General features: G+C 69.9%; 9 protein-coding genes and 1 pseudogene. 5 read left to right on the forward strand and 5 right to left on the reverse strand.

All coding sequences use genetic code 11. The features are described 5' to 3' along the window. The 3 genes and pseudogenes from BQ8420_RS31845 to BQ8420_RS10295 all read left to right on the forward strand — a co-directional run. Nucleotides 1–261 (forward strand): annotated as a pseudogene (locus BQ8420_RS31845) (CPBP family intramembrane glutamate endopeptidase); the annotation flags it as partial. Between the two features lie 17 nt (nucleotides 262–278). Next, nucleotides 279–1,130, forward strand: coding sequence for an alpha/beta hydrolase (locus BQ8420_RS10290; protein ID WP_087097759.1), 852 nt, complete (start codon nucleotides 279–281; stop codon nucleotides 1,128–1,130). Nucleotides 1,131–1,162: 32 nt separating this feature from the next. Continuing rightward, complete coding sequence (locus BQ8420_RS10295; RefSeq protein WP_087097761.1) at nucleotides 1,163–2,446, forward strand: MFS transporter; 1,284 nt, start codon at nucleotides 1,163–1,165, stop codon at nucleotides 2,444–2,446. Here the strand turns inward: BQ8420_RS10295 and BQ8420_RS10300 are convergent. The 3 genes from BQ8420_RS10300 to BQ8420_RS10310 form a co-directional block, all read right to left on the reverse strand. Next, nucleotides 2,433–3,389 (reverse strand): hypothetical protein, encoded by a 957-nt coding sequence (locus BQ8420_RS10300; RefSeq protein ID WP_087097763.1) that lies wholly within the window; start codon nucleotides 3,387–3,389, stop codon nucleotides 2,433–2,435. The genes BQ8420_RS10295 and BQ8420_RS10300 overlap by 14 nt on opposite strands. Before the next feature lie 261 nt (nucleotides 3,390–3,650). Further along, entirely contained in the window at nucleotides 3,651–4,208 is a 558-nt protein-coding gene (gene def, locus BQ8420_RS10305; RefSeq protein ID WP_087097765.1) for a peptide deformylase, read from the reverse strand. A 74-nt stretch (nucleotides 4,209–4,282) separates the two neighbouring features. Next, the gene (locus BQ8420_RS10310) at nucleotides 4,283–5,095 is read right to left on the reverse strand and encodes an aminoglycoside adenylyltransferase domain-containing protein (protein ID WP_087097767.1); all 813 of its coding nucleotides are present in this window, start codon (nucleotides 5,093–5,095) and stop codon (nucleotides 4,283–4,285) included. Between the two features lie 828 nt (nucleotides 5,096–5,923). Between BQ8420_RS10310 and BQ8420_RS10315 the strand changes: the two genes are divergently transcribed. Both BQ8420_RS10315 and BQ8420_RS10320 read left to right on the forward strand, forming a co-directional pair. Further along, the gene (locus BQ8420_RS10315; RefSeq protein ID WP_087097769.1) at nucleotides 5,924–6,601 is read left to right on the forward strand and encodes a sirohydrochlorin chelatase; all 678 of its coding nucleotides are present in this window, start codon (nucleotides 5,924–5,926) and stop codon (nucleotides 6,599–6,601) included. Nucleotides 6,602–6,846: 245 nt separating this feature from the next. After that, nucleotides 6,847–7,767, forward strand: a complete 921-nt coding sequence (locus BQ8420_RS10320) for an aminoglycoside phosphotransferase family protein (protein WP_087097771.1) — start codon at nucleotides 6,847–6,849, stop codon at nucleotides 7,765–7,767. Between the two features lie 21 nt (nucleotides 7,768–7,788). Here the strand turns inward: BQ8420_RS10320 and BQ8420_RS10325 are convergent, their stop codons facing one another. Both BQ8420_RS10325 and BQ8420_RS10330 read right to left on the reverse strand, forming a co-directional pair. Further along, the gene (locus BQ8420_RS10325; protein ID WP_087097773.1) at nucleotides 7,789–8,466 is read right to left on the reverse strand and encodes a response regulator; all 678 of its coding nucleotides are present in this window, start codon (nucleotides 8,464–8,466) and stop codon (nucleotides 7,789–7,791) included. Beyond that, a complete protein-coding gene (locus tag BQ8420_RS10330) occupies nucleotides 8,447–10,990 on the reverse strand; it encodes an ATP-binding protein (RefSeq protein WP_087097775.1) in 2,544 nt (847 codons plus the stop codon). Before BQ8420_RS10330 ends, BQ8420_RS10325 begins: the two co-directional genes overlap by 20 nt. Nucleotides 10,991–11,252: the final 262 nt, after the last annotated feature.

Genomic DNA, 11,252 nt, shown 5'->3' on the forward strand with positions numbered 1-11,252 from the left:
CCCCAGCACCAGACTCCACCCCAGCACCAGGCCCCGCCCTTCGGCGCCCCGGGCCCCGGGGCGGGCGCCGGCGACATGCTCGGTGACCCGCCGCCCACACCCCGGCACGCCCCCGGCGACTTCCTCTCCGATGACCCGAACCCCTACCCGGGTCCCCGTTACGACGGAGAGGGACGCCGACTCCACCCGGACGAGTGGATCGACCGGCGGTACGGCCCCGGAGACGACACACCGGGGCCCGGATTCACCGACCGGGAGTGATCGGGCACGATGGAACGGTGTCCGACACCACCGACCATCACACCCCGCGTTCGCGGAAGTACCGTTACCGGCTCACCACCTCGGACGGTGTGGGGATCGACGCCGTGCTGCTGCGCGGCGCCGAACCCCGCACCACCGCGGTGGTCCTGGCCAACGGGTTCACCGGCAGCCACCAGAACCCGCACACGCGGGTCATCGCCGAGGGCCTGATGCCCGTCGGCGACGTCATGACCTTCGATTTCCGGGGGCACCACGGATCCGATGGGCGCAGCACTCTCGGCAACGCCGAGATCCACGACCTGGAGGCCATCGTGGGCCGGCTGCGCGAGCTCGGCTACCACCGGATCGCCACCGTCGGCTTCTCCATGGGCGCGGCCGTGGCCATCCGCCACGCCGCCATCTACGGCGGAAGCGCCGCGGTGGTCGCCGTCAGCGGTCCCAGCCGCTGGTACTACCAGGGCACCCGGGCCATGCGTGTGCTGCACCTGGGCATCGGCAAGACGCTGGGCAGGGCCTTCCTCCGGCGCTTCCGCAAGGTCCGGGTCATCGACGAGGACTGGAACCCCACCCCGGCCGAGCCCCGTGAGCTCGCCGGTCGGGTCGCGCCCGCGCCCCTGCTGGTGGTGCACGGCGACTCCGACGACTACTTCCCGGTCACACACGCCACGGCCATCTACGACGCCGCGCGGCAGCCCAAGGACCTGTGGATCATCCCCGGCATGGGGCACGCCGAACGGGCGGTCGAGCCCGATCTGGTGGTCCGTATGCGCGCATGGCTCGACGAACGACTGGGCGGAACCGAACGACGGGACGGACAGCAGGAGGCACCGGATGGTCACGGGGCGAACCGGGGCGAAGAGGGCGTTTAGACAGTAGGTCCCGCCCCCGGTAGAAAGGAGGGATGATCCGATCCGGCTCTTCCTCCGGGAGCGTTGCCCCTCCCGATGACATCCCGGGGCTGAAGGGGCGCGGGTTCGCCCTCCTCATCCTGGCCACGGCGGTCGGCCTGTGCGGCTTCGCCGCGGTCCTGCCGCTGGTCCCCCTGTGGGCCACCCGTGGCGGTGCCGGCGAGTTCGGTGCCGGAGCCACCACGGCCGTCTTCATGCTCACCACGGTCCTGACCCAGCTGGGCATGCCCTGGCTGCTGGACCGGGCCGCCGGTTACCAGTGGGCGTTCCCGGTCGGCTCGCTCATCATGGGCCTGCCCACCCCACTGTTCGCCCTCACCACCGACCTCGGCCCGCTCATCGCGGTGTCCGCGCTGCGCGGCATCGGGTTCGGCATGGTCACCGTGGCCGGCACCGCGCTGGCCGCCCGCCTGGTGCCCCCGGCCCAGGTCGGCCGCGCCACCGGCTACTACGGGCTGGCGGTGGGCCTGCCCCAGGTCGTCATCCTGCCCGGAGGGGTGGCGCTCGCCCTGCAGTTCGGCTTCGACACCGCGTTCTGGCTCACCGGGATCTGCGGTGTGGTGGCCGCCGTCCTGTCCTCGGGCATCCTGTTCGCCGACGGTGGCCGCAACCGGGCCGTGCTGCGCCAGGCGGGGGAGGGCTCCGCCGACGCGCCGCCTGCCCCTCGTGGCCTGCCCCTGTTCGTCGCTCTGGCCGCGCCCCTGATCCTGATGCTGGTGCTGTCCTCCGCCGCGAGCGCGATCGTCACCTTCCTCGCCATCCCCTTGGAACAGGCGGCCTGGCTGGTCAGCGCCCTGCTGGCCGGATACGCGCTGATGCTGGTGACCGGGCGCTGGACCGCCGGGGTGATGTTCGACCGGTACGGCCGCACGATGCTGCTGCTGCCGGGATCGATCGTCGCCGTGCTGGGCATGGGGCTGATCGCCGCGGGCCTGTGGAGCAATGGTGACGCCGTCCCCGGCGTGCTGACGGGCGCGCTGGTGCTCTCCGGGGCCGCCCTGTTCGGGCTGGGCTTCGGCGCGGTGCAGAACGAGACCGTCACCGTGATGCTGGAGCGTGCCGGCCCGACCGGGCACGGCCGGGCCAGCGCCGTGTGGAACATCGGCTACGACGCCGGTACCGGAGCGGGCGCCGTGGGGCTGGGCCTGATCATCCAACTGCTCGGCTACGGGCCGGCGCTCGCGGTGATCACGGTCGCCCTCGCCGCCGTCGTCCCCTTGGCCCTGCTACCGAAGGGACGAGGAGAGCGAGGCGAGAGGCCGGTCAGTACGAGCTGATGTGCACGTGGTCGTAGTGGTTCTGGGTCAGGTCGCCGCGGTCGTTCATGAACGTCCACTGGCGTGAGGTCGACTGCCAGATCTGCTGTTCCCAGATGATGTACTTGATGCCCATCCGGTCGGCGTTGGCGATGCCGTAGTCGGCGATCTGGGTCCCCAGCTGGCGGTCGGCCTCCGCGGGGGCGGAGCCGTTGGCGCTCATCATGAAGTCGCAGGCCCGGCCGTCACCGTGGTCGTCGGCGCTGGGGCGGTAGCAGCCCACGGGGAAGGGTGCGCCGAATTCCATGATGATCTCGTCGCGGATGGCCGCCATACGGGGCTGGGTCTGGTCCCAGCCACCGCCGCGGGCGCTGTCCGGGATGCTGCCGTCACCGGGGGTCTCGGGGACCTGCTCCGCCTCGTACTCGGCGATGCGGTCGGCCACCTCCTCGCGCTCCTCTTCGAGGGTGTCGATGAGGTCGGAGGCCTCCGACAATTCCCCTTGGAGCTCTTCGGTGACCGAGGCCTGTTCGTCGCGCAGTTCGATGAGGTCGGTGATCTCTTCGGCCTGGCTGTCGCTCAGGTAGGTGACGGTCGCGGCGTCGGAGAACATCTCCTCCGGCTCACTGGAGAACACGATCTGCAGTGCCGGGTCGAAACCGTCGTTCTTGTACCGGGCGGCGGCGATGGCGGACACTCCGGTCCGGGAGCTGTCCAAGCGCTCTTCGAGTCCCTCCAGGGACTCCTCGGCCTCGTCCACCCGGTCCTTCATCTCGGTGAACTGGAGCAGTTCGCCGTCGTAGGTGTCCTCCAGTTCACCGGCGCGGTCGGTCAGTTCGTCGATGTCCACGTCGTCCGGGTCCGCGTGGGCCACCCCGGACATGCTCAGGAGGGTCGCGGCGCCGACGGTGGCGGCGGCCAGGGACAGGCCACGGCGTGAGGCGTTACGAGGAGTGGATGTCATTTCGTCTCCGGCGATGGTCTGAGCGCGTTGGCCACGCCCGAGGCGACGGCCCGTCTTCCGTCACGGGAGGGGCGGAGGTTCCTCAGCCGACCATACGAGATCGTGGTGTTATGTGCACAGTGAGTTGACTCGTGATGATGAGGGGGGAGAGCGCGGGGTCTGTCCGAAGATACCCGGGACCTGCGACCACAACGGTCTGTACCGGCCGGTAGGAAGCCGCTCCCGGGCCGGTGCGCGGCCCCGGGTCGAGTCAAGGGAGGGTCAACCGTTGCCGCCGAAGGCGCTGGGCAGGCGCACCGAAGTGGTCGGAGCGGGCTTGTCGGTGGGCAGGAACCAGTCGGAGTGCCGGATGTCGCGCAGCGCCCGCTTGCGGTCCTCGGGGGAGAGCCGGTCGATGTAGAGCATGCCGTCCAGGTGGTCGGTCTCGTGCTGAAGACACTGCGCCATGAGCCCGGTGCCCTCCACGGTGATCGGCTCGTTGCGCAGGTCCACACCCTTGACCACGGCCCTCTGGGCGCGCTCGGTGTGGTACCAGAGTCGGGGGATGGACAGGCAACCCTCGTCGCAGTCCTGGAGCTCCTCGGACAGCTCCACGATCTCGGGGTTGATCACGTACCCGATGCGATCTTCCACGGCGTAGCTGAACACCCGCGAACCCACGCCGATCTGGGTGGCGGCCACTCCGGCCCGTCCGGGGGCGTCGACGGTGTCGAGCAGGTCCCGCACCAGCTTCTCGGCGCGCTGGTCGAAGGTCGTGACGGGGGTGGTCTTGGTGACGAGGACTGGATCGCCGAATCGGACGATGGGGCGCATGGTCATACGCCCCAGAATAGTCGTGGGGCATGGTCGGGGTGTACGGAGTGGGAAGGCCGGAGCGGGGAAGGGGCCCGGACTCAGGTGGCCAGGCCGGGGCGCAGCGACTCGTCCAGGACCATCTCGATGTAGTCCAGTGCGGCGCGACGACGGGCCAGTGCGCTCTCGTACAGGGAGGGGGACTGGGCGCCGCGACGCACCCGCAGGCACTCGTTGACGATGCGCTGCCAACGCTCGGGGAAGGCGTGTAGCGCGTAGGCCCCTGCGCCGGACTTGGAGGTGATCTCGCCGGTCTTGAGGGTGAAGTGCAGACGGCTCACGCTGAGCACGCTCCAGGATGGGGCGAGGGAGCCGAGTACGGCCAGGCCGCGAGGGGTGACCAGGCGTCCGGCCTTCTCCCGCCAGCGACGCCACTGCTGGTCCAGCGACCCCAGGGACCAGGTGCGCAGACTCTCGGGCTCGTCCCACACGTCCAATTCGGCCGGGTGGGGTCCACGGACGGTGACGCCGCGTTCGGCCAGTACGTGCCAGGTCGCCGGGTTGACGTCGGCGGTGGCGCGGGCGCGGAAACGGCCGTTGATGACGGAGGGGAGGGGGCCGCACTCGGAGGGGTCGCGCCCCAGTTCCTCCCAGGTGACGTGGACCCCGTTGAACTGCGGGGCGGGTACTTGGTGTCTGGTCCGGTGGTGGATGCGGCGCAACGCGTCGAGCTCTTCCCCCACCGGGTGGTGTTCGGTGACGATGACGAAGTCGACGTCACTGGTGTGCGGACGGAAGTCGCCGAGAGCGACCGAACCGGTCAGGTAGAGACCTTGGACGAGTCCGGGGGCCTCTTGGTCGGCGTTGGCGAGGAATGCCTGGGTCAGCGTCTGCACCCGAGGGTGGACGGCCATGCTCACTCCAGTCTGGACGGCTCTGCGGTCGCGAGTCGGTGCGGAACGTGGGGGATACGACGGTACGCCTCTCGGCGTCGTCGGCTCGCGTCGACGGAGGTGGTCCGGGGCGCTCGGGTCCACGGGGCGCCCCCGTCGAGTTCAAGTGTGGTCGGCGTCGGGGCTGGTTGGCAAGTGATCACGCTGGACTCGCACCCTGTCTCCCCACGTCAAGTGGTGTACGGGTGTGGAGGGGGAGGGAGCGTGCACCCTTGACGTGCCGGAACCGTGCGTGCTAGAGGGCGCAGGAAGACTTCGGGTGGGGACGGGTGCGTGATGGGTGCGGCGGGGTGCGCACCGAGCGTGACCGCAGGTCCCGGGGGTGCGGGAAATCGTGTGATCATTACGTGGCACGTGCAAATGTGTCGTGCATTTGCATTTGCACGGACATGGCGGGATTTCTCTGGAGAAGTCGCGGTGAAGTTGTGGTCGCGCCCGCCGTGAAGAGGGGGAGGGTGTGGCGTTCGACAACTTCTACCCATTGGTAGCTAGTTCGATTTCTCCGAATTAATGACGTTCGCGCAGATCAGGTCCACTGCAGGGGATGCGTGCCGATGATCCGTGGTTTACCCGGGAGGGGGGAGGGCGACGGACGCCACTTTTCCAGAAGTGGACAAGGCGTCGGTTTTTGGAGATTGTTATGGTTCGCCAAGACTTCCCCTGGTGATAACCATAGCAGCCATTGCGCACAGTTCTCCTTCCCGTAACACCGGAGAACCTCCACGAAACCGCACCCCATTACGTTCGGTGGGCAACGGCGGTTCACAAAGCGATTCCAAGGAGTCATGGATGGTCCCCACGATGGTCCTCGTAGCCGATGATTCCCGTGACGCCCAGCGTCGGGAGGCCCTGTGCGGGCTGGCCGAAGCGGTCGCCGAAAGAGGTGAGGTACCCGTCACGGCGGCCTTCGGAAGTCCCACCGAGGTTCACGAGAGGATCCGCTCCGTGAACGGCCCCAAGGTGGTGGTTCCCGCCTTCGTCGCCGGTGGGGACTTCGCCAGCTCCCACATGTTCTCCCGACTCGACCTCGCCCGTCTGGAGGACTCCTGCCGGACCACGCCGCTCGGCGCGGTCCCCTCTATCGTCGCCGACCTGGCGGGTCGCCTCCTCGACTCCGGCCGGCGGACCGAGGACGGTGTGGTCCTGGCCGCGGACGGCACCACCAGCGCCGAGGAACGTCAGGTGGTCATGGACGTGGCACGGATGCTGAGCCGGCGCCTCGACTCCCCGGTCCAGGTCGGCTATCTGCGCACCTGGGCGCCGTCCGTCCACGACGCCGTCGACCGCCTGCGCCGCGACGGGCGCGAGCGCGTCGCCGTCGCCACCTGGCACCTGGTGGACGGTCCGGACGTCGACCTGCTCCGTGAGCTCGACGTCAACGCCATCACCGCACCGCTGTGGCCATCCGACCTGATCGTGGACACCCTCCTGGCCCACCACCGGGCCGCCAAGGGCCGCCTCACCTGACGTGTGGGGGCCGACACCCTCGATGACGAAGAGAAGGTGAAGCGTCGAGCCCTCCGTTATCCGGCCCACCAGGATGGGTATGTGCCTCACGGGCGGGAACTCCCCGTACTCGCAGCACGGTCTCCGCCGCCGTGTGGACATCCTCACGGTGCCGCGCTGGTCCGCCCCGGTCACCACCCTGTCCGTCGGTCCGGGCGGGGCCGGACCTCGACGGGTGTCGAGGAGACCGAACCTAAGGTGGATGTATGAACGACGTCACAGCGCGGTTCGTCGACGAGCGGCAGCGCGGTCGATTGGAGCGGCGCTTCGGTGGCCACGTCGTCGACTGGCTGTCGCACCTGCCCGCGGTCGTCGAGGAGCTCGCCGAGGAGTGGCGGCTCACGGTGGAGGGCCCCGCCCCGCACGGTCGTACGTCGGTCGTCCTCTACGTTCGTCGTGCCGATGGCGCCGAAGGCGTCCTGAAGATCTCCCCGGACAGCGGTCTGGCCGTCTCCGAGGCCGGTCTCCTGCGCATGTGGAGTGGTTCCCGAAGGGTGCCCGACGTGTGGGCGGTCGACCCCGACCACGGCGCCATCCTGATGGAACGCGTCGAGGGCCGCACGATCGCCGCCAACGGCGTGGTTCCGCCCATGGAGACCATCGGTGGCCTCATCGCGCAGTTGCACGGGGTGGAGGTGACCCGGGAGCAGCGCATGGAGCTGCGACCGCTCACCGCGCGCGTGCAGTTCGTCTTCGACATGTGGAACCGCGAACGTCTGGAGGGCCCCGCGGCCGAGATCGTTCCCGCCGCCCTGATGCATCGCGGCGGGGCCAAGGCCCGCGACCTGGCCAACGGGGACGTCGACGTCGTCCCGCTCCACGGCGACCTGCACCCGGGCAACGTCATCGACGGCGGCTCCCGGGGGCTGGTGGTCCTGGACCCCCACGCCTGCCTCGGGGACGGAGCCGTGGACGCGGTCGACTGGACCCTGTGGAAGGCCACCGACATCGCCGAGGTGGAGCGCCGCGTGGGGGTGCTCTCTCGGGTCATGGAGGTGGACGGCGACCGGATGCTGGAGTGGGCACGGGCGTTCGCCCCGTGCATGGCGGTCGCCAAGGCCAACCGGGGCCAGACCGGTTCGGTCGAGTTCGACCTGCTGCTGAACCTCTGTCGGGTCCCCGCCTGACCCCGAACCACCGACCGCCGATCAGGCGTCGCGTTCGAAGCGGTAGCCGCGACCGGCCTCGGTGATCAGGTACCTGGGACGGGAAGGGTCCGGTTCCAGCTTGCGGCGCAGTTGCGCCAGGTACACCCGCAGGTAGTTGGTCTCGTTCTGGTAGGCGGGGCCCCACACGTCGTGCAGCAACCGGCGCTGGCTCACCAAACGGCCGACGTTGCGGGCCAGGATCTCCAGGATGTGCCACTCCGTCGGAGTCAACCGCACCTCTTCGCCGTCGCGCAGGACCCGCTTGGCGCCCAGGTCCACATCGAAGGCCTCGGTCCGCACGACCGGGGCCTCCTCCACCTGCACCGCCCGGCGTTCGGCGGCCCTCATCCGGGCCAACAGCTCGTCCATGCCGAACGGCTTGGTCACGTAGTCGTCCGCGCCCAGGTCCAGGCAACGCACCTTCTCGCCGGCCGAGTGCCGCGCCGACAGCACGATGATCGGCACCTGCGACCACCCGCGCAGTCGCTGGATGACCTCCACGCCCTCCATGTCCGGCAGTCCCAGGTCCAGCAGCACCACCGTCGGCAGGTGTTCCTCCACCAGGCGCAGCGCGCTCGCCCCGTCTCCGGCGGTGTCCACGTCATAACCCCGGGCTCGCAGGTTGATCCGCATCGCTCGGATGATCTGCACGTCGTCGTCAACGACCAGGACCCGCATCGGCCCGCCTCTCGTCTTCCTCGTCATCCGGCGTCACCGCACGCAACGTGATCACCATCGTCAAACCGCCGCCCGGCGTATCCTCGGGGGCCAGGGAGCCGTGCATCGCCTCAACGAAACCACGGGCGACCGCCAACCCCAGACCCACCCCCGTGCCCTGGGGCGCGTCGCCCAATCGCTGGAACGCCTCGAACATCCGCTGCTTGGCCTCGTCCGACACCCCCGGACCTCGATCCACCACCCTCAACTGCACGTATCCCTCGTGCGCGCTGGCCGACACCAGCACCGGGTTACCGGGCGCCGGGTTGTACCGCACCGCGTTGGTCACCACGTTGGCCATCGCACGTTCCAGCAGTCCCGCGTCCACCCGCACCCGGGGCAGGTCGTTCGGCACGTCCACCACCACCGAGTCGCTCGGAACCCCCAGCAGGGTCGCCGACAGCACCTCGTCCAGGACCTCGGCCCGCAACCGCGGCACCACACTGTCGGTCTGCACCCGGCTCATGTCCAGCAGGTTCCCGATGAGCCGGTTCAGGCGGTCCGCGGACTCCTCCACGGTTTCGAGCAGCTCCGAGCGGTCATCGTCGGACAGTTCTATGTCGGTGGCGCGCAGGCTGGACACACTCGCCTTGATCGAGGTCAACGGCGTGCGCAGGTCGTGGGAGACCGCCGCGAGCAGCGCGGTGCGCATTCGGTTGCCCGCCGCCTGGGCGCGCGCCTCCGCCGCGTCCCAGGCCAGTCGTTGGTGCTCCAAGGCGATGCCCACGTGGGTGGCGAACGCGCCGAGCACCCCGCGGTCGGCGGCGGGCAGAACCCGACCGCGCAACGCCAGGACGATGCTGTCGGACACCGTCACCAGCGCGTCAGCGTCCTCCGGTGACTCACAAGCCGGGGCGCCCACGCTGTGCACCGGATGCCAACGATCGTCGTCCCGTCGTTCCAGGAGACTCGCCGATCGTTGCCCGAAGGTCTCCCGGATCCGCCGCAGCAACGCTTGGAGGGGTTCGTTCCCGGCCAGCACGCTCGCGGCCAGCACCGCCACGGCGTCCGCCTCGGCGCGGGCGCGCACCGCCTGCGCCGAGCGTCGGGCCGCCATCTCCACCATCACCGCCACCAACGAACCCACCAGGATGAACGCCGCCATCGCCAGGAAGTTGTCGACCGACACCGAGGGTCTGTCGTGCAAGGGCGACAACAGCACGGTGAGCAGCACCGCGCTCCACAGCGCGGAGGCGACCGCCGGGCGCAGCCCGCCCACCGCGGCGGTCCCCACCGTGATGAGCAGCAGGAACAGTGGGTCGGAGGCCGGGCCGACCTCTGAGAAGACCGGCAGCGCCAGAATCAGGGTGACCAGCGGTGGCGCCATCAACGAGAGCGTCCACCCCCACACACGGCGGTGTTCGTTCAGCCCCCGACCCGGGGCCGGCAGCAGCCACCGGCCGCCGCCCACTTCCTCGTGCGTGACGATGTGCACGTCGATGTCGCCGGACTCGCGCGCTACGATCGCGCCCACACCCGGGCCGAACACGTACTGCCAGGCGCGCCTGCGGGAGGAACCCAGGACGATCTGGGTGGCGTGCGTGCCCCGGGCGAACTCCAGCAGCGCCGAGGGCACGTCCGTCCCCACCACCTGGTGGTAGGCGCCACCCAATTCCGCGAGCAGCCGACGCTGGCGCAGGAGTTCACTGGTGGGTCTTTCACCCAGGCCACTGGGCGGGATCACGTGCACCGCGATCAGGTCGCTGGGTTGGGGCCTGCCCCCGCGGGAACGGTCGGCGACCCGCGCGGCCCGTCGGATCAGTGTCTCGCCCTCGGGTCCGCCGGTCAGCGCCACCACGACCCGCTCCCTGGCCTCCCAGGTGTCCCGGATCTTGTGTTCGCCCCGGTACCGGGACAGTCCTTCCTCGACCCGGTCGGCGGTCCACAGCAGCGCCAGTTCCCGCAGCGCGGCCAGGTTGCCCTCGCGGTAGTAGTCGGCCAGGGCGGCGTCCACCCGCTCGGCCGGATGCAGGTCGCCGTGGGCCATGCGTCGGCGTAGTTCCTGTGGGGTGACGTCGACCAGTTCGATCTCCTGCGCCGAACGCACCACCCGATCGGGGACGGTGTGTTCGGGGCGTACCCCGGTGATCTGGTGGACGACGTCGTACAGCGACTCCAGGTGATGGATTCCCACGGTGGAGAGCACGTCGATCCCGGCGGCGAGCAGCTCCTCCACGTCCTGCCAGCGGGTCGGGTTGGGCGCCCCCGGCGGGTTGGGTCGGGCCAGGTCGTCGACGACGACGAGTTCGGGGGCGCGGGTGATGACGGCGGCGGTGTCCATCGCCCCCGAAGGGTGCGCGGGAACGGTTTCGAGCCCACGCAGCAGGGCTGACGTGTGGACTCTGCGATGGGTGTGCACCGCGCCGATCACGATGTCGGCGCCGCGTTCGACCCGTATGCGGGCTTCGGTCAGGGCGTGGTGGGTGGTGCCCACCCCGGGTGCCGAACCCAGGTGGATGCGGAGTCGTCCTTTCACGCCCCCCATTGTCGACGGCTTCGGGGGTGCGGGGGGCGGGAACGGCCGTGATCCGCGCGCGGGGTGCCCGGAAATCGGAGCGGGCCGGTCGGGTGGCGGCCTCTTCCGGCCAATGGTGATGATCACCGTGAGTATGGGCCCCGGTGTCTCCCGTGTCGGATAAAACTGGAGTTCCCCGGAACTTTCCGGGGCGCAGTAGCCGACACGAGGACGACGAGGTACCCCCATGGGCCAGCCCCCACCCCCCCCCGGACCGCCGCGCCCGAACCCC

This window comes from Nocardiopsis sp. JB363, from assembly GCF_900143625.1.
GTDB lineage: Bacteria > Actinomycetota > Actinomycetes > Streptosporangiales > Streptosporangiaceae > Nocardiopsis.

Bases quoted from the DNA above. Each gene is read 5' to 3' on its own strand.
- BQ8420_RS10300 (WP_087097763.1), bottom strand. From the start codon at position 3,389: ATGACATCCACTCCTCGTAACGCCTCACGCCGTGGCCTGTCCCTGGCC.
- BQ8420_RS10295 (WP_087097761.1), top strand. From the start codon at position 1,163: ATGATCCGATCCGGCTCTTCCTCCGGGAGCGTTGCCCCTCCCGATGAC.
- def (WP_087097765.1), bottom strand. From the start codon at position 4,208: ATGACCATGCGCCCCATCGTCCGATTCGGCGATCCAGTCCTCGTCACC.
- BQ8420_RS10315 (WP_087097769.1), top strand. From the start codon at position 5,924: ATGGTCCCCACGATGGTCCTCGTAGCCGATGATTCCCGTGACGCCCAG.
- BQ8420_RS10325 (WP_087097773.1), bottom strand. From the start codon at position 8,466: ATGCGGGTCCTGGTCGTTGACGACGACGTGCAGATCATCCGAGCGATG.
- BQ8420_RS10330 (WP_087097775.1), bottom strand. From the start codon at position 10,990: ATGGGGGGCGTGAAAGGACGACTCCGCATCCACCTGGGTTCGGCACCC.
- BQ8420_RS10320 (WP_087097771.1), top strand. From the start codon at position 6,847: ATGAACGACGTCACAGCGCGGTTCGTCGACGAGCGGCAGCGCGGTCGA.
- BQ8420_RS10310 (WP_087097767.1), bottom strand. From the start codon at position 5,095: ATGGCCGTCCACCCTCGGGTGCAGACGCTGACCCAGGCATTCCTCGCC.